The organism is Thalassospira australica (assembly GCF_000763295.1).
GTDB classification, from domain to species: Bacteria; Pseudomonadota; Alphaproteobacteria; order Rhodospirillales; family Thalassospiraceae; genus Thalassospira; species Thalassospira australica.
Genome location: NZ_JRJE01000032.1, coordinates 519,380 through 543,306, shown reverse-complemented (window position 1 = coordinate 543,306; position 23,927 = coordinate 519,380). Strand labels below are relative to the sequence as shown.

The following is a 23,927-nucleotide window of genomic DNA, read 5'->3' as shown; positions in this document are numbered from 1 at the left end:
TCTCAGTTACGGTTCTTGTGTTTCGGCCACCTTGGGCAGCAGCTTGGCGATGATGGCAAAGGCCTCATCGACCTGATCAAACGGAATGGTCAAAGGTGCCAGCAGGCGCACGACATTGGCGTGTTCACCACTTGGCATTAACAATAGCCCGGCATTCCGGGCCAGTTGCAACAAGGTTTGCAGACGTTTGGGCGACGGTTTGCCGTCATCTGCAATCAATTCAAAAGCACGCATCGCCCCGATCCCGCGCATCCTGCCGATCACATGCCCGCCGGGCAGATCGCGCAGCCATGCGATATGGGTGGCGTATTTTTCGCCAAGTTGGTTGGCACGACCCAAAACCCCATCAGTCTCAAGGACTTCAAACACCCCGGTTGCTGCCGCACAGGCCACAGGGTTACCGGAATAAGTCCCACCAAGACCACCGGGCGCCAACGCATTCATGACATCTTCGGCCCCCGTAATGGCGGCCAATGGAAACCCACCGCCAATGCCCTTGCCCATAACAAGGATATCGGGTGCAACCCCAGCATGTTCGATGGCAAACATTTTGCCCGTCCGACCAAAGCCTGACTGAATTTCATCGGCAATCAAGACCATACCGTTTTCATCACAGAGCTGCCGCAAGGCATGGATGAACTCCCCGTCGCAGGCACGAAAACCACCTTCGCCCTGAATGGGTTCAATCACCACCGCCCCGATCGATGCGGGATCGGCAGATACGGCAAACAGCTTGGCGATGGCATCCATCGCTTCATCGGTTGATACACCTGTTTCCGGGCAAGGATATGGCAGATGCCACACGGGCCCCGGCAACGGCCCAAGCCCGGCTTTATAAGGTTTGGTTTTCCCCGTGAGCGCCAGGGTCGCAAGGGTTCGGCCATGAAATGCGCCTTCAAAGGCAATCACGCCCGTGCGCCCGGTAAAGGCACGCGCCAGTTTCAGGGCGTTTTCCATCGCCTCCGCCCCAGAATTGGTCAGCATCGATTTTGCCGGACCTTCGATCGGGCAGTTTGCAGCCAGCCAGTCGGTTACCGCAATATAGGGTTCATGGGGCAACGCGTTATAACAGCTATGGGTAAAGCGTTCGCACTGTGCACTGACGCGTTCCATCACCACTGGATTGCGATGCCCGACAGTCAAAACCCCGATCCCGCCAATGAAATCGATGTAGCGCGTACCATCCACATCCCATGCCTGGGCATTCAAGGCCCGGTCCAGATAAACCGGATGCAAACTGCGCACCCCGGCAGACACTGAAACACCCGCACGATCACGAATCATGGTGCTGTCTTGGGCGGGTTTGGTATTTTCGTCACGGGGCATTGGGGCCTGCTCCGGCAATGGGTTAAAACGGGTCTTAAGCATCTGATTTCGCGATATCGTTACGAAACCGCATTAAATTACATTCAGTTCAAAAACCGGTGCCTGATCACGGATGCGTTCATAACCAAATACCGACAGATCAAGGGTTTCATATCCGCCGGTGGTCACCAGTTCGGCAATTCCGCGCCCGACAGCCGGGCTTTGCTGCAGGCCATGACCAGAAAACCCGTTGGCAAAGATGAAGTTGGAAACATCGCTATGACGACCAAGGATCGCGTTCTGATCAAGCAGGTTATAGGCATAATGCCCCGCCCAGGCGTTCACCACCTTGATGGCTTCGAACCGTTCGCAGCGCTCGTACAGCCCCGGCCAGATGATGTCGTCAAACAGGCTGTGATCAACATCGAAATCCCAGCATTCCGTGTCGCGCTCTTTGGGCGGGGCGATGCCGGTGATGAAAAACTCGCCTTCGGGGCGGACATAAAGACCACTTGGGTCAATTAGCATCGGGCAGGATGCGTTGATGTCGTCGGCATCGCGGCAATTAAACACAAAAATACACCGTTTGCGCGGCTCAACCGGGATTTCCAGCCCCGCCATTCTCGCGATCTTGGATCCACCCGTGCCTGCGGCATTCACAAGCTGACCACAACCGAAACGACGGCCGTCTTTAAGCACCACACCGCTTACCTGATCGCCATCGCGCAGGACTTCGATCACTTCGCCATCAATGTAATCCGCACCGCGGCGGCGCGCCTGTTTGCGAAATGACTGCATTAGACAATAGGCATCAAACCAGCCTTCTCCCGTACGGCCCCAACATCCGGCTGCAAGATCGGATGTGTTCATCCACGGATATTTGGCCGCCAGTTCGTCGGGCTCCATCCAGATGATATCGCCACCAAATTCGGTTTGCGTCGCATGGTTCTGACGCAGGATATCGCGCCCCTGATCGGTCGCAAGAATCAGATAGCCCTTTTCATGCAGGGCAATATCAACTTCCGGGTCCAGGTCACGTTTCAGGTTGCGCAGGAAATCAATGCCATAGGCCGACATTTCAATATTGATCGGGGTTGAGAACTGCTGACGGATCGATGCGGCTGAAAGCGCTGTCGAACAGAATTCATAACTGGAATCCTTTTCGATTACCAAAACCCGGCCCTTGAAATCATCCCGCCCGGTCAAATGCCATGCGATGGAGCTGCCAATCACGGCACCCCCGACAATGATCACATCATAATTTGCGTCAACTGAAGCCATGCTTGCCTTCTACCCGATACAGTCTTTCAGCCTTTTTGATTGTCTTCATCTGACATTTTTTATCTTTGCACGCGGCGCCGTTACCTGCATATCGGGAAGACATCCTTCCAAAACATTACAAAGTATCGACATGCCAACGCGGTTGGTTTTCGGCCCAAGCTGTTTGTGCGGTGGCACGATGGGACTGGAACCAGTTAAAATCCTATGCCTTGGATGAAAAGCAAACAAACGATATATTCGCACCACATCATTCCGTTTTGTTATGAACTGGATTTTTCATGCGTCGCGTCTTGCCGTCCCTGACTGCTCTACAGTTTTTTGAAAGCTCAGCACGTCACTTGTCTTTCACCCGCGCGGCAGAGGAACTTAATGTCACGCAAAGCGCGATCAGCCGTCAGATCAGGTCGCTTGAAGAATATCTGGGTCGCGATCTGTTTCGCCGCGTAAAAAAGCGCCTGAAACTAACCGCCGCCGGTGAAGCCTATGCCGCACAGGTACGAGATCTTCTGGATCGGGCGGAGGCCGCAACACTTCAGGTGATGGCCTATTCCGATGCGGGCGGGATGCTTAATGTCGGGACCTTACCGACATTTGGTGCACGCTGGCTTGTCCCGCGCCTTGGCGATTTCAAGGCGACCTGGCCTGACATTCAGCTAAATCTTATTACCCAGACGCGTGAATTTAATTTCGACCGCGAAGGCATCGATATTGCCATTCACTTTGGCGAAGACAACCTGCCGGGCTGTGTGACGCACCGTTTGATGGGGGAAACCCTGATTGCGGTTTGTGCGCCCAAGCTGCTGAAGGAAAATGACGATCTGCCGATTGCCCGTGAACGGGTACGCAACTGCACCCTTTTGCAGCATTCCACCCGCCCACGCGCCTGGCAGGACTGGCTGGCGGCAACCGGTGTTGCCGTGGTGGATGAATTGGCCGGGCCCCGGTTTGAACATTTCCACATGGTGATTCAGGCTGCTGTGGCTGGGCTTGGGCTGGCACTTTTGCCGGAATTTCTGGTGCGTGAAGAACTTGAAAGCGGGCGTTTGGTCGCACCGTTTGATGTTTCCATTCCCAATCAGCACGCCTATTACGTGGTGTATCCCAAGGAAAAGGAAAACAACTTTGCCGTCCGTGCCTTTCGCGACTGGCTGATCACGACATGCCGAACCGAACAGGAAGACCGCACCACCCCGTCACCCACGCCAGACTAACCGGCATCAACCACCGTGACTGACCAGCACAAAACCACCCGCAGGGTCATCAATGGCACGGATCGGGCTTTTGAATACTGATGACAGCAACCCCGGCTCCATAATGTCTGATACCGGGCCTTGGGCAACGATTTCGCCCGCAGACAGAACCGCCACGCGATCGGCATAGGCCGTGACCTGATTGAAATCATGCAGGATCATCATCACCCCGACATTGTTTTGATGTGCCTCGCGCCGGGCGACGGCAAGCAATGCGTGCTGATGGGAAACATCCAGCCCCGCTGTCGGCTCATCAAGCAGCAGAAAACGCTCCTTGCCATCCCGCTCATGATCCAAACGGCCCGTCGTTTCCGGATTGTTCATCCCCCAAACCTGAACCAAAGCACGGGCAAGATGGACGCGCTGCTTTTCCCCGCCTGAAAGCGCGGGATAGGCACGATCTGCGAGATGGTCGATATCGGCCAGCCTGATCGCATGGTCGACCAGTTTCTGATCAAACTGCCGTGTCGAATTTCTGCGAAATGGCGCACGTCCCAGCGCAACCACATCGCGGACAGCAAACGGAAAGGTCATTGATGCGGCCTGCGGCATGACGGCACGTGTTTGCGCCAACGCCAAAGCCGCCACTTGCGAAACATCCTGCCCATTCTGATGAATGGTACCTGATGTCGCCTGATATTCCCCGGCCATCACCCGAAGAAGGGTTGATTTCCCGGCACCGTTTGGGCCCAAAACGGCAAGCACTTCACCCGGTTTGACAGCAACCGTCACATCACGAAGCAAATGCCGCCCGCGGACGACAAAGCCCGCCTTGTTTGCGACCAAACTCATAGCCGACGCCTTTTCTTTTCGCGCATCAACAATCCAAGGAAAAACGGCCCGCCAATAATCCCGGTCACCAGACCAATCGGCAGTTCTGCCGGAAGAACAATGATCCGCGCCACGGCATCAGCCCCGGTCAGCATGATCGCCCCGCAAATTGCCGAAGCTGGCAGTACATAACGATTATCCGGCCCGGTCACCAACCGCACCAGATGCGGGGCCACAAGTCCGACAAAACCAATGATCCCCGACACCGCCACAGCCGCCCCGACCACCAGTGCTGTGGCAACCGTTGCCCGACGCTTGAGGTGTTCAACTTCAACACCAAGATGGCGTGCTTCGGCCTCCCCCAGCAAAAACAGGTTAAGCGGCGATCCCAAACTCATGAGATAGGCAATGCCTAGCACCATAATGATCAGGGCCGGGGTATCAGTCGGCCCATTTCCTGCCAGGGCCCCCATCTGCCAGAATGTCAGACTGCGTAACTGGGCATCATCGGCCATATAGGTAAAGACACCAACACCGGCAAAGGCCATCGCATTGATCGCCACCCCGATCAACAACATGATGGCAGCATCGGTTTGGCCATCCTGACGCGATAATATGCGAATGAACGCCGTTGCAATTACAGCACCGGCAAAAGCCGCCACCGGAACACCATATGGCCCGATTGTCGGATAAAAACTACCCAGAATGATGTGGCCTGAAACAATCATCGCCACAGCACCAAATGCAGCACTGGCCGATACGCCGATGATGCCCGGATCGGCAATCGGATTGCGAAACAGGCTTTGCATCACCGCCCCGGCAAGGCCAAGCCCACCGCCAATCACGATTGCCCGAAGGATCCGCGGCAGGCGCAAGGTATCAAGAATGCGCCCGTCAAAGGCATCAATCCCGCTTCCGGAAAGACCGATGCGCTGGGCGATATGCACAATAACATCCCCCAAAGCAATATGTGCACCCCCCGTCCCCAGCGACATCACGGTCACCAAAACCAGTACCAGCAGCAAAAGGACAAGAGACCAAACACGACGATTGATCTGCCCAAATTGCCGAAGCGATGTTGCCACCTGCTTCACGGTCTTCACTTACCTTGTTCTTGCTGATGAAGGGAGGCCGCCACATCACGGATTTCAGACGCCGATTGCGGCCCGAATCCAAGGATAGTGGAAGACGAAACCGTCAGGACCTTGCCCTTGGCCACGGCCTTGTTCAACCCCAGTATCGGGTCAGTTTTCAGGCCTTCCAACCCGCCATAATGATCAACGGTCGACTGAGATACCAAAACGTAATCGGACTGATCCGCCGCGATGATTTCCGGTGAAACCGGCTTGAACCCGTCAAAGGTTGCCATCGGGTTCCTCCCACCGATCAGCTCGATGATCTCGGCTGCCGTTGTATGGCTTCCGGCCGAAAGCGGCCTGCCATGACCAACCGCCATCAAAAAGATGATGCTCGGACTGCCGGCCTCGGCCAATGTCCCCAATCGGGCAATGTCATCACGGACCTTTTGTGCAAGTGCATCAGCCTCTTTGGTCCGCCCCAGGGCCTCACCAACAAGTGCAATCGCATCGGGCAAATTTGCCATCCTTGCAAGGGATGGCAGCGTAACAATCGGAATGCCAAGGTCCGCAAGTTCCTTTAACACAACATCCGGCCCGGATTTTTCCACAGCAATGATCAGGTCCGGTTTCAGGCTGATGATGCCTTCGGATGCCAGATTTCGCATATAGCCAACCTTTGGCAGCGAGGGCACCGGTTCGGGCCGGGTGCTGGTTGTATCGGTCGCAATCACGTTGTGCCCTGCACCAAGCGCAAAGACGATCTCGGTCGCCGGTGCACCGACCGTCACAACACGCTTGGGATACCCATCGGCAAAGGCGGGCATGCACAACCCGATAAAACCGATAACTGCAAAGACAAACCCAATAAAATAGCGCATGTGTTACTCCGCAACCGCTTGTACTGCGGCCCCAAGACGCGGCAAGCTTTCTGCCAGCTTCTGCCAGTCGGGGTTTTCCGGATCCTTGCGTTTGCGTTCTCCGCAGAAGATCGCAAAATTGTTCAGATCAGCGTCATAAAGCTCAACCGTGGTAACAACACCTTCACGGATCGGTTTACGTACAATCCATGCTTCGGCAATCTGATCCATACGTAAATGCAGCGTGAAAGTGGGATCCATGATGTTGATCCAGTTACCCATTTCACGAATGGTTTCGATGGGTCCGGTATGAATCTGGATGGCGCCGCTGTTGCCGACAAACACCATGATGGAAATATCGCGTTGGGATGCTTTTCCCAGAAGAATTTTCAGCGCATCAATATCAAGTCGCTCGGCAAATTCCGGCCCGGCAAGGCGCATGCCCTGCTGGCGGGTGACGTTAAAGTCCTTCAGCAAGCCGTGGTATTGATGCACATCTGTCATTCGGCGCCAATGCGCACGCAGACTTTCAACGTCGACCTGATCATCGGCAACGGTGACGGCCTTTGGCAGTGGCGGCAACACCTCAATCCCCGGTGACTGGTTATCGGCACGGAAATCATTGATCAAACGGTCATAACCAGCTTCATCGGATTGATCGGTCAGGAAAATTTTGTGTATGGCCCGACCGTCATGATCAAAGATCTGGAAACTACGACGACGGCCTGCATGTGGATTGTGGGTTTCAACCGCAAAACAATGCCCCCAACGACCAAGGAACAGACGCAAGTCAACATCGTGGTTTAACACCAGACCCATTTCGCCATTGATGCTGACCTTGCCGAAAGTACCGATTTTTTCATGCACGACACTTGGATTGCGCGTCAGGATCTTAACCTGGCCCAGTTCTTCCAGACGGGGAATAAAATCATTCCAGTCGGCATCAAGGCGCACCACATTGGTTCCGATCCCCGCCGCAACCAGTTCCCCTTCGGTCAGGGACAGTTCGGCGGCGATATCAACGGCATATCCTTTGGCATTGCCTGCGGCAAAGGCGATCCATGCTTCAGTGGCATTTTTGAAATTGTTTTCATTCATGGCGTTTTATACCTCCTGTAAGATCAGACGATGCAGGTGCTGCATCGTCTGATCCCGTGACATTAGAATTTCATGCTTGCGGAAATTTTGAAATTGCGACCCGGCTCATAGATGATCGCATCGCTGGTGCGGTAGGTCTGGTCGAGCAGATTGTCGATGCCAAAGTTGACATCAAGACCTTCGACATATTCGTCTGCATCCCAACGGGCGAACAGATCAATCCGGTTATAGCCACCGCGCTTTGCCGTATCGTCGGGAACCCGGTCCTGACCGGCAACCATGGTGGCACGCCCGCCCAGTTCAAGACCGTAATCCATCAGACGATATCCGCCCGACAGGCTCAGTTTATCGCCCTGAATGTTCGACAGGTTTTCGCCGGTTTCGCTATTTTCACCACGCAGGATCGACCCCGCCACCCCGGCAAAGACCACACCTGTGTCGTAATTGATGTCCGCCTCAAAACCCTTGATTTCGGCTTCTGGCAGATTGCTGCTGGTCGTGGTTCCAGAGAAACCACCGGTGACACTTTGTTCGATGTAATCAGTGATTTCGTTTTGGAAGATCGCGACTTTCGCCCGCAGACTATCGCGGTTGGTAAAGAGCTGATCAGCCTTGAAGTTCGTACCAAATTCCCATGTCTTGGCTTTTTCCGCGTCAAGGTTGGGGTTCGGCACGAAGTTGTTGGCGCCAAAATGAATGCCGTCATTGTAAAGTTGGGTCAGTGACGGCGCGTTGAACGCTTCGGCATAGCTGACATACGGTTGCATCCAGGATGTCACGCGGTAACTTGCAGAGAACCGCGGCGACAGCGCCTCGTCTGTGCGGTTTTGCCCACCGCTTGATGACAGATCAAAACTGTCATAACGAACACCTGCCGTCAGTTGAAGCGCATCGGTAACATCAAACTGATTGTCGATATAAAAGCCCGAGATCAGCATATCGGCATCCGGATACAACCCCGGGGTCGGCGCCCCGTCACGACGTCCTTCCTGACTGTCTTTGAAAACTTCACCGCCAAAAGTAACGGCAAGATCACTTTCGCCGAGCGCAAAATGGGCGGTATTGCTACCGTCCACACCCAACGTCAGAAGATCACGTTCATCGAAACGCGCCGCACTAAGCCGACTTTCACGCAGGTTCGTGTTCATGCCATAGACATTGACATTGGCATCAATCAGATCGGAACTGTCGGAATAGTAGTCAAAACCAAGCACACCGGTGGTTTGTCTGGTTTTACGCTTTACGATCACTGTCGTCGAACCGATCGCACTATCAGGCGAGGTGGGCAGGATGTGGTGGTCAGCATAACGCTGCAGGGACAGATGAATATTACCGGTATCACCAACATCAACCGACCCCTTGAACAGGCCATTGATGTAGTTGTCGTCAGTGTATTCTTCTTTCAGGCCATCGCCGGTTTCATAGTTACCGCTGTTTTTATGTGACAGCGATACCAGAACATCCGATCCATCCGTCGGCTTGGCATAGGCCATAGAGTTCAATGTCAAAGCGCTGTCAACTGATGCATAACCGCTTTTGACCCGCGCACCGACGCGCGCACCATCTTCGAGCATGTCTTCAGCCGTAACTGTTTCAAGCACCAGCACACCGCCAAGTGCCCCCGTACCCTGCATGGTCGATGCCGGCCCGCGAAATACTTCAACCTGTTTGAGAACTTCCGGATCGAGAAACAGACCGCCCTTATGACCAGAGTTGAAGTTTGCACGGGCACCATCAACACGAATCACCACACGGTCGTCCGTCAAACCACGAATGGTTGGCACCTGGGCTGTGCTGCGCGGACCACCAGATGTATCGACACCCGGAAGGCCGCGTAAAATATCCCCAAGGTTCTCAGGCTGATAACGATCCAGCTCTTCATCATCGACAATGGAAATAGAGGCCGGCGCATCAATGACCGAGGTTTCGACTTTGCTTGCTGTCACCGTGATGGCATCAAGAACAGCAGCCGTTTCAAGCACGTTTGTTTCGGAAGTTTCGGCGGCTTCGATACCGCTTTCCGGTTGTGATGACGTATCCTGGGCATGTGCCGCAGCACCAAGCGCGAGTGTGGAAACTGTCGCCAGAAGAAGGCGCACAGAAGTGTTTCGAACCATAATGATTCCCCTGTAAGGCAGCTTTTTTGACCGATTTCGGCTGGCTGGCTGGCTTGTGCAGGGCACTGGCGCGCTGGCTGGCAACGGATTGATTTGTGAGACAGGCGTTCAAACGCCCTATTTGGTCAGGATCAGTTTGTTGTTTGAGGTCAGACGCAGTCGATATTCTTCCCCTTGATGAATAATGATGACTTCGCGGTCATTCCCCATCAGATCCTGCAAATGTATCTGTTTGACCGGATCGAACTTCCCCGACGAGTCCGGCTTTGGTGCGATGTCATGCATCGCAAACTCCTTGCTGGATGATTGTTATTAATAATGATTTGCATTCCTATAGTTTTGTTAAGAATGCAAGTCAAGCGCAGAGTTTCCGGAAATATTCCTGAAAGACCCGATCACCCGCTGTTTATGATGTCTCGCGCATGTTGCTTTACGTCAGTTATGACGTGACGCCAGTGCCTCAAAACAAAGGTGATTCTAAGTACGAACGGGTTGGGCCCTGACCGTGAATCGCATGCACCGGATTTCACGCTAAATGACTGATGACGATCAAATACTATTCTTGAGGGCTGGGAATTTTATTGCCGATTGAAACACACAACCCTAAAGTTCCCGTATTCGGATTTTTGCCAAATGACGGTACATAATCCCCAAATAGAAAAATAACTGTGAATACGCATATTCGGGAGTTGCCTGACACCCGTGTCAGGTTCTGGGAAAAGGAAAGTCAGGCTGTGTCGTTACTTGAAGATCGGTTGGAGCGCTACGGCGTCCTGCCCGCTACTTTTGGCCTTCTGCGCAAGGCTTCAAAAGACATCCATGATGGGGCTGCCAACCGTGCCAGCACCTTTTATCAGATCATTTCCCAAAATCCCGATGCCGATCAACCGCCCATTCCCGGCGATACGCTGGATGCACTGACAGCCGCCCTGCATCAGCACTGGCAAAAACTGTTTGATGGCAAGATTGACGAAGATTTTGTTCATCAATCGCGCGCCATTGGTCAAAAACACGAAGAATTGGGCATCACGCCCAAACTGTACATTGCGACTTATAACGCGGTGACAGATGCACTGATTGAAACCATCATCGTAAAGTTCCGCTGGCGCGCAGGTGAAGCTGCCAAGATCGTCACGGCCCTGACATCTGTCATGCTGCTTGATATCGAATTGACACTGACCGCCTATTGCGATGCCAGTGCGGACAAACGTCACACTGCATCCGAGAATGCATTTGCTGATCAGCAACTTGATCGCACCATGGACCTGTCGGTTGCGATCAATGAAAGTGCGATTTCCAACGCCCGGATGATGAATGTGATCGAGGACGTCGATCGCAAGGCACAGTCGATCTCGGCAGCCGTCGACCAGATGGTATCAGGCATCAGTCACATTGCCGAAAACGGTCGTGTGGCCGCTGATAATGCCGAAGACGCGATTAATGTTACCCGCACCGGGCAGGAAACCGTCAATGGCGCTGTTAACAGCATGGATGAGATCGCCAATGCTGTAAGCGATGCGTCAAAACGGGTCGATATTTTGGCCGACGCATCGGAGAAAATCGGCGAAATTGTTGAATCGATCGAAGCCATTGCCTCGGAAACCAATCTTTTGGCGCTAAACGCCACTATTGAGGCTGCTCGTGCCGGGGACGCAGGCAAAGGTTTTGCCGTAGTCGCCAACGAGGTCAAGGCACTCAGTCAGCAAACCGCCCGCGCAACCGAGGAAATCCGATCCCGTATCGCCAATCTTCAGAGCGAAACACAGGGCATTGTCGATGCCATGAATTCCGGAACCGATGCCGTTTCACGCGGACAGGAAGTGATGGGGGAAGTGGCCCGTGAAATTGGTACAATCGGCAACAAGATGGAAGACACCACCCAGCGCATTGCCGACATTTCCAACATCCTTGATGAGCAAAACCGCGCAACCGATGCCGTGCGCGAGGGCATCACCGGCATTGCCGATCAAACCAGTGGTCAGGTCAACGCAATCAAATCAGCAATCGGCACAGTGACCGAGGTTGAAGCATTGATAGATCAGCAGGTTTCCGAATTGGTCCGCTATGACATTCCCAATCGCACGATCCGAAGTGCGCGCGCAGAACATGCAGTCTATTTCAAATCCGTAGCCGAAGTTCTTGCAGGTTTAACCGATGCGTCAACAATAGAGATGGGCGCGGCGAACGCCTGCCGGTTTGGCAAATGGTATGACAGCGATGCAAGCGCACCGTTCCGAAATCTGCCGGGTTTTGGTGCCGTCCACACACCGCACCAAGACCAACATACCGCAGGCCACAAGGCCCTTGCAGCCTATGCAAACAATGATATGCCCGGTGCCGAAGCCGCCTTCGCCGATATGGAAAAGGCAACCATCGATCTTTTGGCAGCCCTCAAACAACTTGCCGAAGAAGCCCGCACCTGACGTAATCGCCTAAGGGTGTGGCGCGGGCAACTGGTGGGTCAAATGCAATTGGCGAACGCTATACGGTGCCGATCTTTTCTGCTGACCCGGCCCGCATCGCGGCAACGAGTTGCACCACAACCACTGCAAACAGGAAGTAAAGCGCAACCTGCCAGTCGCCCAACAGGTCATGAAGCGCGCCAAACAGCACCGGCCCAATGGCGGCAAACAGATAGCCAACCGATTGCGCCATACCTGACAGGCGGGCCGATGTTTGCGGATCAGCGCCGCGCATCCCCACCAGTGTCAGGGCAATACTAATCATGCTGCCCTGCCCAAGTCCCATGCACACGGCCCAAACATACGGCAGTTCGGTTGTGGCAAAGACAAAGCCCGGAATGGCGATAATCAACGGCACATGCAGCACCAGCATTGCCAGTTTCTTGTTGGCGATTTTTGAATAAATCAGCGGTGCGCCAAAGGCTGCCGGAATACCAAACACATTAAAAAGGGTCAGAAGAGTTGCTGCTTCGGCCTCGCTGATACCATGGTCAATGAAGACTTTGGCAACCCATGCGGTGCCGGTATAGAACATCAATGACTGACAGCCGAAAAACAGCGCCAGCCACCAGGCTTCAACATTTTTCCACAAGGATATTTTGGTAACCGGCGCAGGCGCGACACCCCTGTGGCGATAACGCAGCATCGGCAACCAACACACAAAGGCTATTGCCGCAAACACGGCCCAAACCCCCAATGACCAGCGCCAGTCACCATCTGCGGCATTCCGGATCGGAATGGAAACGAAGGCTGCAATCGTTGCCCCGCTGGACATGGTAAAGGTGTAAAGGGCGGTCACCAGTGCCACATGGGTCGGAAAACTGCGCCGCACCAGCGATGGTGTCAGAACATTCAAAATAGCAATGGCTGCGCCGAGAATGATCGTGCCAACCACCATGATGTCATAGGCCCCACTGGCACGGAGCCCCTGCCCGACAGCGATAAACAGCAACATCACCAGCAAGGTTGCCTCAAGCCCAAACTTCTGGCCCAGACGCGGTGCAAAAATCGACAAAACCCCAAAGCTCAACACCGGCAATGTCGTTAGCAATCCAAGCTGAGTGCCCGAAAGCGACAGATCAGTGCCAATGATCTCGGCCAGCGGGCCAAGCCCGACAATGCTGCCGCGCATGTTTGCCGCCAACAGCAAGATTGCCAGCAAAAATCCGATATGCGCGCCTAGGCGGTTAAAACCGCGACCGGCTTCTTGGGGGGAAGTAGATTGGGGCGAATGCGCTTTTGGCGCAGAATTGTCAGTCATCGGATGGCTCCGTCTGAATCAGACTGGATAGGAAAGACCCAGGATGATCCGTGTTATTTCGCGATGGTGGCGCGAAGAAAATATTGACTAAGGCACGAAAAGTTCAGGGCCGCGATCCGTTATATCGCAACCAATCCCCACAGGACACGCAGGGCGATCAAAACAAACAGGATGGCAACACAGCGTTCAATCCACGCGGAATGTTCCCGCAACCAGGGCAGTACCGCCCCGTGCGACAAACCAATGGCAACAAGGCAATACCATAGTGCATCAATCACCGCAGCGGTGAAGGCCAACAAGAATTTGCCCGACCATTCGAATTCGGGCGAAACAAATTGACTAAACAGCGCCAGAAAGAACAGTGCAATCTTGGGATTGAGAAACGCGATCATGAACCCGTCGCGTGCTGCCTGTAAAACGGAACCGGAAACCTTGCCCGCGCCACTGGCATCAAACTTTGCACCAGATGCCGCAGCGCGCCAGGCCTTGATCGCAAGCCAGATCAGATAAAGCGCGCCAAGAATGCTGACCGCATTGTGAAATGTCGGCACCGTTTGAAACAGGATACCAAGGCCGGTCATGGTGATCACGGCGTAAAAACCGATCCCAAGACCATGGGCCAGCGCACAGGCAAAACCGGCTTGGCGCGATTGCCCGACAGAATAGCGCAGCACGACTGCCAGACTGGGGCCTGGCGTCATCGCACCAAGCATGCAAATGGTTGCAACCGACAACCAGGCAGCAAAGCTCATGACGTTTCCTTATGGTGGCACAGGTTCAAACCTGTATTGATTGGGTCCCAAGCTATCTGCTTGCCCGAACCGTTTCAACGGAAATGACGTGACGCGATATGCGCGCAAGGCGCCCCGATGCGACACCACTGAATAATCTCCCAAGCCACGGTTTTAAAATGTTTTTGCGGGTTATAATGCCACTGTCTTCACCCCGGATCGGTTGGTAGCAATGATTGATTGCAGCAGCATATTTGGGGCTAAACTCGTCGCAAAACTTGGCTCTTTCCCCGGGAAAAAGAGCTTAAAGGCCACCTCACTGGGGTGTTTGTGCCCTTTTTTCGTCATATCTGCCCGAAATTACCCCCAATACGGCCAAACCGCGCACCTATTCGTCATTCAACCTTTTGATCCAGACACAGGCAACCAGCGACCTGTGCCCAAAAACAATGGAAAGGACACGAGAGATGCGACAGACAGCCATGATCCTGGCGGTTGCAAGCGCATTGGGACTTTCGGCTTGTAGCGGACTGAACGACCGAAATCAGAAAATGCTGAGCGGTGGCGCGATTGGCGCGGGTGTCGGTGCTGTTGGCACCGTGATCACCGGCGGCTGCGTGACCTGTGGTGCGGTGATTGGTGGTGCTGTTGGTACCGGTGCCGGCTACATCATGCATGAGAACGAGAAGGCCCGCGAATGATGAAAAGATTCATCCTCGCAGCCGTGGCAATGAACTTTGCCCTGCCAGTCGGCCTTCCGACATCAGCGACCGCCGAACCACCGTCATGGGCGCCAGCCCACGGGTATCGCGCCAAGCAAGACCATAAGGGAAACAGACACAAAAATCGCACCCGCAGCAATGAAGTGTTTGTCTCCAACGGCGATTTCCTTCGGTGTAATCGCGACGTTGTTGGCGCGATTCTTGGCGGTGGCACAGGTGCGTTACTCGGCTCGACCGTCGGAAAAGGGGATGGCCGGGATGCGGCAATGATTGGTGGTGCGATTCTCGGGATGCTTGGGGGCTACGCCTTTGGCCAGTCTCTTGATCAAAGTGATCAGGCCTGCACGGGCTATGCCCTTGATCGGGTTCCTGATGGCCAATCTGTTCGTTGGCAAAACCCGGATTCGGGCCGCAGCTATAATGTTGTTCCGACGGATAGCTGGCAAAATGCACAAGGCCGATATTGCCGCGAGTATAGCGCAACAGCCAACATTGGCGGAAAACTGCAAAAAACCTATGGCACAGCTTGCCGTCGGGCAGACGGGTCATGGCAACTTGTTTCATAGGCAGGCATTCACTGTTGTCATCTGAATTTGAGATATCTCTCACAAAAAGCTCGGTGTTGCCGGGCTTTTTTTATGCCGTTTTGCTGGCGTTCGATAGGTTGAACTCATTTTAATTCAATGTCTTAATAGTATGTCATTTTTCGTATTCGTTATTTGTTTTACGTTAACGTCACATTGTATTACAGTCGGGTCATAACCATAACAAGAATACCTGCTGATTGAGGGAGGCGTTCGTGGATAACATCCTCGAAACCGTAAAAGAAAAACTACCGCAATTGCGCGGCCTGAATGCTGTTGTCGCATTTGATTGCGGCGACGATGGACATATTGTTGTCGATGCCACCGGGGATGAACCGGAAATCAGCGATGATGATCTGTCCGATGCGGATTGCATTCTTAAAATCAAGAAAGCCAACCTCGAAAAACTGATCGCCGGAAAACTTGACCCGATGCTTGCCTTCACAATGGGCAAACTGAAAATCAAGGGTTCCATGGGCGTGGCGGCAAAATTGTCCTCCATGCTCGACTGAGACCATCAGAATGATCTGTTCTACGAGGGGAAAATGCGCAATCGCGTTGCAAACCGCGCCATATCGGTACTGATTGCTGGGTTTCTAATCCAAGCTGCCACGGTCTCGTTGGCTTTTGGGTCTGAAATGCTGAATTTCCGTGTCCTCAAGGACGGGGAACCAATCGGCTATGAGACAGTTGAAATCACACCAACAGCAACAGGTCATAACGTCAGGGTAGAAACCCTGACAGACGTTCGCGTGCTGTTTTTGCAATTTCACTATGACCATCAGCGCACCGAACAATGGCAGGGTGACACGCTGATTGCCGTGGATACCACCACCAATGATGACGGCACACACTACACCTATCAGGCAAGCTTCGAAGACGATTGCTACGCACTTGCCGGAAAGGGTGTCGGGAAACGCGATGGCTGTGACAATGCCTGGCCACTGACCCTGTGGCATGAAGGCGTCACCGCCAAAACAAATCTCTTTAGCGTCATCAATGCCGAACCTTATAGCGTGACAACACGCAAGGTCGGCGAAGAAACCGTAATGGTCGAAAGCCGGGAAACACCGGCGGTCCATTACCAAATGTCAGGCGATGTCGAACGTGACCTTTGGTACGGCACGGACGGAAAATTGCTTAAAACAAGTTTCAAAAGAAAGGGTTACGACATCGACTTTATCCGGGTCGATGCGATTGCCCTTCAGGAATAAAGCGGGCGTTTTAAATCAATGATTTGAAGCGTTTCAAGATTAAGGGAGAAACAAATGTCAAAGTTCAAGAAAGGCTGCTTGTGGGGAGCAGCTTCGGGTACGGCACTTTTGTGTGCACTGGCCAGCGTCAGCACCGCACAAGCGTCGGGCTTTCAGGTTCGTGAAACCAGTGGCACGCTGCAAGGGTCAAGCTTTGCCGGTATGGCGACGCTTTCAACTGATGCCTCAACAATGTCCTACAACCCGGGCACAGTTGGTCAGTATGATGAAACGACCTATAGCGCCGGTGTAACGATTATTCGTCCGGTCGCAAAAGCAACGAATATTGTTGCTAGTGATGGGAACCTAACCACAATTGAACAAACCGGTGGCGGTTATAAAGACATGGCCCAAGATGCTGCAGTTCCAAATGCTCACGCTGTTTGGAAACTCAACGAACAAGTCAACTTGGGAGTATCTATAACCTCGCCGTGGGGACTTGTGACAGACAATGATTCCGACTTTGCCGGCCGCTTCTTTGGCACAACATCCAAAATTAAGACTATTAATATCAAACCTGTAGTCGCTTATCGATTTGATAACGGCCTTAGCATCGGTGTTGGACCACAAATTCAACAACTTGAGGCATCTCTGAGCAAAGCTGTACCGCGCGTTGGTGCTCCAAAAGCCGAGGGCAATGCGGAGATAAGTGGTGACGCGATTGATTTTGGTTGGACAGCTGGCCTGAACTGGGAAGTGGTTGAAGGTACTCATCTTGGCCTTTCATACAACTCGCAAGTCAAACATAACCTCGACGGAAAAATCGACTTCGATACCGCTGCAGAAGCAATTAACTACGTTGACCGCAATGCAACAGCCAAAGTTGCCACGCCTGAAGCAATCGCATTTGGCATCTCACATAATCTGAACAATCAGTGGACAGTGATGGCCGACGCCCAGTGGACGAACTGGAACTCAATCGGCACATTGCGGTTCCTTTATGACGGGGAGACCAATAGCGCCGTTGGCGCCGCCTCTGCCTCAACCATTGAAGCTTATAATTGGGGCAGCTCATGGTTTGGCGCTTTGGGTGCACGCTATGCCTACGATGATAATTTGTCGTTTACAGGCGGTGTAGCATACGATGAGACCCCGATCAAAACCCGCAATCGTAACGTGCGACTGCCTGACTCCAACCGTTATTGGGCTTCGCTAGGCGCTTCTTACAAGGTCAAAGAATGGGTAGATGTTACCTTCGGCTATACTCACATCTTTGCCGATGAAGCACGTGTCGACCACGGAAGCACAAACCTCGGCAACTTTTCTGCCGATTACGAAGCGAGCGTGGATATCCTAGCACTGCAGGCGAAATTCAAGTTCTGATCTGCTATAATGTTCGGTGCGGGGTGGCAGAAGCCATCCCCACCGGGCCGCTTTTTTTTGCCCGTAAAGTGACGTTAACGTAATGGAGTTAACGCAAGTGAACAAAGTAAACGTTCAAGAATCCCCGACCCTGCGAGACGGCGTTGATATCAGCTCGCCTGTGAAAACGCGTCCGGTCCACGAGATTTTCGATAATGCTGCCGCACGTTTTCCGTTGCGACCATGCCTGGATTTCATGGGGCGGATTTACGACTATAAAACCATTGGTGCACAAATTGACCGTGCTGCTGAAGGTTTCAAACAGCTTGGCATACGCAAGGGCGACAAGGTCGGTCTTTGCCTGCCCAACACACCCTATTATGTGGTTTGCTATTACGCGATTCTGAAATGCGGTGGCGTGGTGGTGAATTTCAACCCGCTTTATGCCAAGCGCGAGATCGCCTATCAGATCGAGGATTCCGGCTGTCGCCTGATGGTGACGCTTAACCTTAAACAGATCTATCCAAAGGTCGCGGCCTGTCTGGATGAAACTTGCCTGAAACGCATTGTTGTTTGCGAAATGAGCAGCATCCTGCCACCGGTCAAAAGCGTTCTGTTTTCGCTGTTTAAACGCAGTGAACTGGCCGACGTCCCGACCGATCTGCGCCACATCCCCTATTCACGCGTTCTGGACTGCAAACCGATTGATACGGCAAGCAATGTGGACGTCAATGATCTGGCTGTTCTGCAATATACCGGCGGCACAACCGGGCGTCCCAAGGGGGCAATGCTGACACATGCCAATCTTAGCGCCAATGTCGATCAACTGACCCGATGGATGCCTGACGCCAATCCGGGCCATGAAGTCACCCTGTGTGTTCTGCCGTTCTTCCATGTCTTTGCGATGACCGTGGCACTGAACACATCGATCAACATGGGGGCAGAACTGGTGTTGCAACCCCGCTTTGAGCTGGCTTCCCTGATCAAGGCGCTTGATAAGAAAAAGGCAACCATCTTCCCCGGTGTGCCGACGATCTATACAGCGATCAACAATTCGCCGGAAACGTTGAAATACGATCTGTCGAACGTTCGCTGCTGTATTTCTGGCGGTGCGCCGCTGCCAGTCGAAGTCAAACACCGCTTTGAAGAAATCACGGGATCCAAAGTGGTTGAAGGCTATGGTCTTTCCGAAGCCAGCCCGGTCTGCACTTGTAACCCGGTCAAGGGCGTCAACAAAGAAGGCTCGATTGGTCGGCCAATGCCCGGCACCGAAATTGAAATCAGGTCACTCGAACGCCCCGAACAAACGGTTGCCCTTGGCGAAAAGGGCGAAGTCTGCATTCGCGGCCCGCAAGTGATGCCGGGATATTGGCAAAATGAGGCGGCAACAAAAGAAACATTCGTTGATGGATGGCTCAAGACTGGCGACGTCGGGTTTCAGGATGAAGAAGGCTACACCTTCCTTGTTGATCGCCTGAAAGACGTCATTCTGTGCAGCGGTTATAATGTGTATCCCCGCGCGATCGAAGAAGCACTTTATCTGCACGAACAGATTGCCGAAGTCACCTGCATCGGTGTTCCCGATCAATATCGCGGTCAGGCCCCCAAGGCATTTGTCCGCTTAAAGGATGGCGTGACAGACGTCACCGCCGAAGATCTGCGGGCGTTTCTTGACGACAAGATTTCACGAATCGAAATGCCGCGCGAAATCGAAATTCGCGAAGAACTTCCCAAAACCATGGTTGGCAAATTGTCCAAAAAGGAACTGGTCGAAGAAGAACGCAAAAAGCGTGAAAAAAATACTGCCTGACTACAGTGCGTTAACGTCACATCACACACACCAAAAAAATCTATGTGACGTTAACGTAAACTAATTGACGTATACTGAAAAATAGATACGATTGAGGGCGAACAATGACCAAAACTGACGAACGGTTTTATACCGTTCCCGAACTGGCCGACGATCTTGGCATCACGCCACGCACCATCCGCTTTTACGAGCAAAAGGGGCTTTTGAACCCGCAGCGTGCTGGTACCACCCGGGTCTATACCCGACAGGATCGCGCCAAACTGCTCCTTATTTTGCGGGGCAAGCGACTGGGATTCAGCCTGAAAGAGATCGCAGATTATCTCGATCTTTATGGGGCGGACCCCACCCAGACAGAGCAGATCAAAATGCTGCTCGATCGCGTTCGGGAACGGATTTCGGACCTGGAAGAACAACGCCAGGCACTGGACGTCACTTTGGACGAACTGCGCGATATCGAACAGCAATCGGTTGATGCGCTTGAAGAAAAAGGAATCGATTCGGTCGCGTAAAACGCTTCCGGATTAGAGGACAGCTCAGGAAGGAAGACAAAGCCATGACCAACGCCGTAATTGCCGGGTATGTCCGGTCCCCCTTTACCCCGGCCCGCAAAGGGGCCCTTGCCAAGGTCCGTCCTGACGACCTTGCGGCACAGGTCGTCAAAGGTCTGGTCGAAAAGACCGGTATTGATCCCAAAGCCATCGAGGACCTTATCCTTGGCTGCGCCTTTCCCGAAGGTGAACAGGGCTTCAACGTTGCCCGCCTGATCACTTTTCTTGCTGACCTTCCGCGCTCTGTCGGTGGTGTGACGGTCAACCGTTTCTGCGGATCATCAATGCAGTCAATTCATCAGGCTGCTGGCGCAATTGCCATTGGGGCCGGGGATGTTTTCATCTGTGCAGGTGTCGAAAGCATGACCCGGGTGCCAATGATGGGCTTTAACCCGCTGCCCAATCCGGAACTATATAAAACCATGCCCGAAGCATATATGGGCATGGGCGACACGGCAGAAAACGTTGCCGCAAAATACAAACTCAGCCGTTCCGACCAGGAATCCTTTGCGGTTGAAAGCCACAAACGTGCCGCGAGCGCACAGGCAGCTGGCAAATTCACCGATGAAATTATCCCGATCCAGACCAAAGACGGCGTTGTTTCCGAAGATGGTTGCATTCGTGCTGAAACTACCGCTGAAAGCCTTGCAGACCTTAAACCGGCCTTCAGGGCCGACGGTATTGTCACTGCGGGTACATCTTCGCCGCTGACCGATGGCGCATCGGCGGTTCTGGTCTGTTCCGAAGAATATGCCGCCAAAAACGGGCTGACCCCGATTGCGCGGATCAAATCGGTTGCGGTTGATGGATGCCTTCCGGAAATCATGGGCATCGGTCCGGTTGGCGCCTCGAAAAAGGCGCTTTCGCGTGCCGGGCTGAGTGCGGGCGATATCGATGTCACCGAACTTAACGAAGCCTTCTCATCCCAAGCCATGGCAAGCATTTCCGACCTTGGTCTGGATGGGGCCAAGGTCAATATTGATGGCGGTGCGCTTGCCCTTGGACATCCGCTTGGGGCGACAGGCGCACGCATTGTCGGCAAGGCTGCAAGCATCCTTAAACGTGATGGCGGCAAATATGCGTTGGCCTCGCAATGCATTGGCGGGGGTCAGGGAATCGCGACCATTCTGGAGGCGATGTAATGCCCAAGGTAGCCAAAGACATCAAACAGGTCGCCGTTATTGGCGCTGGTGTTATGGGGGCCGGGATTGCTGCCCATATCGCCAACTCAGGGACGCCTGTCCTGTTGCTTGATATCGTTCCCGACGGGGCCAAAAACCGCAATGCGGTGGCTGAGGGCGCGGTTGCCAAAATGCTGAAAACCGACCCGGCACCCTTTATGTCCAAACGGGTCGCCAAGCTGATCACATGCGGCAATATCGAGGATGACCTTGATAAAATCGCCAATTGTGAATGGGTGATCGAGGCTGTCATCGAACGCCTTGATATCAAGCAGGATCTCTATCGCAAGATTGATGCGGTCCGTGCCAAGGGATCGGTGGTGTCGTCAAACACATCAACCATTCCGCTCGCCACCCTGATTTACGGGATGGATGAAAGCTTCGCACAGGACTTCATCATCACCCACTTCTTCAACCCGCCGCGCTATATGCGCCTGCTGGAGCTGGTTGGATCGGGTGTTACCCGTGATGGCGTGATTGACATGGTTGCCGACTTTGCCGATCGCAAACTGGGCAAGACCTGTGTCACCTGCCATGACGAACCGGGCTTTATCGCCAACCGTCTGGGTGTTTACTGGATTCAGGCCGCCATGGTTGAGGCCATGGACCGCAACCTGACAGTCGAAGAAGCCGACAGTGTCATTGGCCGCCCGTTTGGTATTCCCAAAACCGGGGTGTTTGGCCTGATGGATCTGGTCGGTCTTGATCTGATGCCCCATGTGCAATCGAGCATGGCGGGGCTTCTGGATAAATCCGATCCGTTCCACGCGATCTACCGTGAAAGCGAGTTGGTTAGCAAACTGATTGCCGATGGTTATACCGGGCGTAAGGGCAAGGGTGGTTTTTACCGCCTGAACCGCAATGGCGGCCAGAAGGTCAAGGAATCGGTTGATCTGCAAACCGGTGAATTTGCCAAATCCGAGAAAGCCCGCCTAAGCAGTGTCCGGGCCGCTGGCAAAGACCCGCGCAAGATGATGGAAGCCTCTGACAAGGGGGGCCAATATGGCCGTGCTGTTATGGGCAAGACCCTTGCCTATGCTGCCTTCATTGCCGAGGCTGCGGCCAATTCCATCGTCGATGTCGATGATGCGATGAAGCTGGGCTATGCGTGGAAAACCGGGCCGTTTGAACTGATCGATGCCATCGGTGTTGATGCCCTGATTTCAATGCTGGAAGAGGACGGTGTTGAAGTCCCGGCCTTGTTGAAAAAGGCGGCTGGCAAATCGTTCTACAAGGTCGAGGATGGTGATCTTTATTATCTTGGCTTTGATGGTGCATATACCAAAGTCACGCGCCCGGATGGCGTCATCCTGCTTGAAGACATCAAACGCAAATCCGAACGGGTGGCCGGCAACCGTGCTGCATCGCTTTGGGATATCGGCGATGGCGTTGCCTGCCTTGAAATCCATACCAAGATGAACGCCCTTGATTCGGATGTTCTAGGCGCGATCAAGACATCCATTCGGACTGTCAAAAAGCAGTTCAAGGCAATGGTCATCTATAACGAAGGCAGCAATTTCTCGGCCGGGGCAAACCTTGGCCTCGCACTGTTTGCTGCCAATATCGCCGCATGGCCGGAAATCGAAAATCTGGTTGAAACCGGTCAGGAAACCTACAAGGCCCTGAAATATTCGCCGTTCCCGGTGGTGGGTGCCCCCAGTGGCCTGGCCCTTGGAGGCGGGTGTGAAGTTCTGCTTCATTGCGATGCGGTTCAGGCGCATGGGGAAACCTATATCGGGCTTGTCGAACCCGGTGTCGGTCTGATCCCGGCCTGGGGCGGGTGTAAGGAAATGATACGTCGCTGGGCGGAAAATTCCAAATTCGTCAAAGGTCCGATGGCCCCAAGTGCCAAGGCGTTCGAGATCATCTCGGTCGCAACGGTTGCCAAATCCGCGATGGAAGCCAAGGAAAACCTGTTCTTCCGCGAGAGTGACGGCATCACCATGAACCGCAACCGTTTGCTGGCCGATGCCAAGGAACGGGCACTATCGATGGTTGATGGTTACGAAGCACCCGAAGAATTCACCTATCGCCTGCCGGGCGAAGCCGCACGGGTTGCCTTTGAAATGGCGGTCGATGGGTTCCACCGTCTTGGCAAGGCCACCGATTACGACCGTGTGGTTGCCGGTGAACTGGCCAAGGTTCTGGCCGGGGGCGATACCGACGTGACCGAGGAACTGTCCGAAGACGACATTCTTGAATTGGAACGCGAAGGCTTCATGCGGCTGGTCCGTAATGAAGGCACCATGGCCCGTGTTGAACACATGCTGCTAACCGGCAAGCCGTTGCGCAACTAACGGTCCAGGAGGAAACAG

General features: G+C 53.7%; 21 protein-coding genes. 11 read left to right on the top strand and 10 right to left on the bottom strand.

What is annotated here, in order from left to right; all coding sequences use genetic code 11:
- Positions 1-6 precede the first annotated feature (6 nt).
- Together JF44_RS0118675 and JF44_RS0118670 are read right to left on the bottom strand one after the other, a co-directional pair.
- Positions 7-1,326 carry an aspartate aminotransferase family protein gene (locus tag JF44_RS0118675; protein ID WP_081944522.1) on the bottom strand — a complete coding sequence of 440 codons (1,320 nt, stop codon included), beginning with the start codon at positions 1,324-1,326 and terminating at the stop codon, positions 7-9.
- A 72-nt stretch (positions 1,327-1,398) separates the two neighbouring features.
- The gene (locus JF44_RS0118670) at positions 1,399-2,586 is read right to left on the bottom strand and encodes an NAD(P)/FAD-dependent oxidoreductase (RefSeq protein ID WP_033070418.1); all 1,188 of its coding nucleotides are present in this window, start codon (positions 2,584-2,586) and stop codon (positions 1,399-1,401) included.
- 278 nt (positions 2,587-2,864) lie between these two features.
- Between JF44_RS0118670 and gcvA the strand changes: the two genes are divergently transcribed.
- On the top strand, positions 2,865-3,797 hold the full coding sequence (gene gcvA, locus JF44_RS0118665; RefSeq protein WP_033070417.1) for a transcriptional regulator GcvA: 933 nt from the start codon (positions 2,865-2,867) through the stop codon (positions 3,795-3,797).
- Positions 3,798-3,803: 6 nt separating this feature from the next.
- On the opposite strand, the gene JF44_RS0118660 is transcribed toward gcvA, so the two are convergent.
- The 6 genes from JF44_RS0118660 to hemP form a co-directional block, all read right to left on the bottom strand.
- The gene (locus tag JF44_RS0118660) at positions 3,804-4,628 is read right to left on the bottom strand and encodes a heme ABC transporter ATP-binding protein (protein WP_052066044.1); all 825 of its coding nucleotides are present in this window, start codon (positions 4,626-4,628) and stop codon (positions 3,804-3,806) included.
- Positions 4,625-5,710 (bottom strand): FecCD family ABC transporter permease, encoded by a 1,086-nt coding sequence (locus JF44_RS0118655; protein WP_081944504.1) that lies wholly within the window; start codon positions 5,708-5,710, stop codon positions 4,625-4,627. Before JF44_RS0118655 ends, JF44_RS0118660 begins: the two co-directional genes overlap by 4 nt.
- Positions 5,707-6,564 carry a heme/hemin ABC transporter substrate-binding protein gene (locus JF44_RS0118650; protein WP_033070416.1) on the bottom strand — a complete coding sequence of 286 codons (858 nt, stop codon included), beginning with the start codon at positions 6,562-6,564 and terminating at the stop codon, positions 5,707-5,709. The genes JF44_RS0118655 and JF44_RS0118650 overlap by 4 nt, the downstream gene beginning before the upstream one ends.
- Positions 6,565-6,567: 3 nt before the next feature.
- On the bottom strand, positions 6,568-7,641 hold the full coding sequence (locus JF44_RS0118645) for a hemin-degrading factor (protein ID WP_033070415.1): 1,074 nt from the start codon (positions 7,639-7,641) through the stop codon (positions 6,568-6,570).
- A gap of 62 nt (positions 7,642-7,703) precedes the next feature.
- The gene (locus JF44_RS0118640; RefSeq protein ID WP_033070414.1) at positions 7,704-9,758 is read right to left on the bottom strand and encodes a TonB-dependent hemoglobin/transferrin/lactoferrin family receptor; all 2,055 of its coding nucleotides are present in this window, start codon (positions 9,756-9,758) and stop codon (positions 7,704-7,706) included.
- A 117-nt stretch (positions 9,759-9,875) separates the two neighbouring features.
- Positions 9,876-10,043, bottom strand: a complete 168-nt coding sequence (gene hemP, locus JF44_RS20660) for a hemin uptake protein HemP (protein ID WP_081944503.1) — start codon at positions 10,041-10,043, stop codon at positions 9,876-9,878.
- Between the two features lie 383 nt (positions 10,044-10,426).
- Here hemP and JF44_RS0118635 point away from each other — a divergent pair, with 383 nt between their 5' ends.
- Positions 10,427-12,181: a methyl-accepting chemotaxis protein gene (locus JF44_RS0118635; RefSeq protein WP_081944502.1), complete on the top strand. Its 1,755-nt coding sequence runs from the start codon at positions 10,427-10,429 to the stop codon at positions 12,179-12,181.
- 58 nt (positions 12,182-12,239) lie between these two features.
- On the opposite strand, the gene JF44_RS0118630 is transcribed toward JF44_RS0118635, so the two are convergent.
- Complete coding sequence (locus JF44_RS0118630) at positions 12,240-13,481, bottom strand: CynX/NimT family MFS transporter (RefSeq protein WP_033070413.1); 1,242 nt, start codon at positions 13,479-13,481, stop codon at positions 12,240-12,242.
- Positions 13,482-13,600: 119 nt separating this feature from the next.
- Positions 13,601-14,233, bottom strand: coding sequence for a LysE family translocator (locus JF44_RS0118625; RefSeq protein WP_033070412.1), 633 nt, complete (start codon positions 14,231-14,233; stop codon positions 13,601-13,603).
- A 446-nt stretch (positions 14,234-14,679) separates the two neighbouring features.
- On the opposite strand from JF44_RS0118625, the gene JF44_RS0118620 reads away from it, so the two are divergent.
- The 9 genes from JF44_RS0118620 to JF44_RS0118580 all read left to right on the top strand — a co-directional run bounded on the left by JF44_RS0118620 (position 14,680) and on the right by JF44_RS0118580 (position 23,909).
- On the top strand, positions 14,680-14,913 hold the full coding sequence (locus tag JF44_RS0118620) for a hypothetical protein (protein ID WP_033070411.1): 234 nt from the start codon (positions 14,680-14,682) through the stop codon (positions 14,911-14,913).
- Entirely contained in the window at positions 14,910-15,500 is a 591-nt protein-coding gene (locus JF44_RS0118615; RefSeq protein WP_033070410.1) for an RT0821/Lpp0805 family surface protein, read from the top strand. Before JF44_RS0118620 ends, JF44_RS0118615 begins: the two co-directional genes overlap by 4 nt.
- A gap of 233 nt (positions 15,501-15,733) precedes the next feature.
- Positions 15,734-16,030: an SCP2 sterol-binding domain-containing protein gene (locus JF44_RS0118610; RefSeq protein WP_033070409.1), complete on the top strand. Its 297-nt coding sequence runs from the start codon at positions 15,734-15,736 to the stop codon at positions 16,028-16,030.
- Between the two features lie 33 nt (positions 16,031-16,063).
- Entirely contained in the window at positions 16,064-16,732 is a 669-nt protein-coding gene (locus JF44_RS0118605) for a DUF6134 family protein (RefSeq protein WP_033070408.1), read from the top strand.
- 54 nt (positions 16,733-16,786) lie between these two features.
- Entirely contained in the window at positions 16,787-18,094 is a 1,308-nt protein-coding gene (locus tag JF44_RS0118600; RefSeq protein ID WP_033070407.1) for an OmpP1/FadL family transporter, read from the top strand.
- 97 nt (positions 18,095-18,191) lie between these two features.
- Entirely contained in the window at positions 18,192-19,883 is a 1,692-nt protein-coding gene (locus tag JF44_RS0118595; protein WP_033070700.1) for a long-chain-fatty-acid--CoA ligase, read from the top strand.
- Positions 19,884-19,987: 104 nt separating this feature from the next.
- Entirely contained in the window at positions 19,988-20,392 is a 405-nt protein-coding gene (locus JF44_RS0118590; RefSeq protein WP_033070406.1) for a MerR family transcriptional regulator, read from the top strand.
- Between the two features lie 44 nt (positions 20,393-20,436).
- A complete protein-coding gene (locus tag JF44_RS0118585) occupies positions 20,437-21,573 on the top strand; it encodes a thiolase family protein (RefSeq protein WP_033070405.1) in 1,137 nt (378 codons plus the stop codon).
- A complete protein-coding gene (locus JF44_RS0118580; RefSeq protein ID WP_033070404.1) occupies positions 21,573-23,909 on the top strand; it encodes a 3-hydroxyacyl-CoA dehydrogenase/enoyl-CoA hydratase family protein in 2,337 nt (778 codons plus the stop codon). Before JF44_RS0118585 ends, JF44_RS0118580 begins: the two co-directional genes overlap by 1 nt.
- Positions 23,910-23,927: the final 18 nt, after the last annotated feature.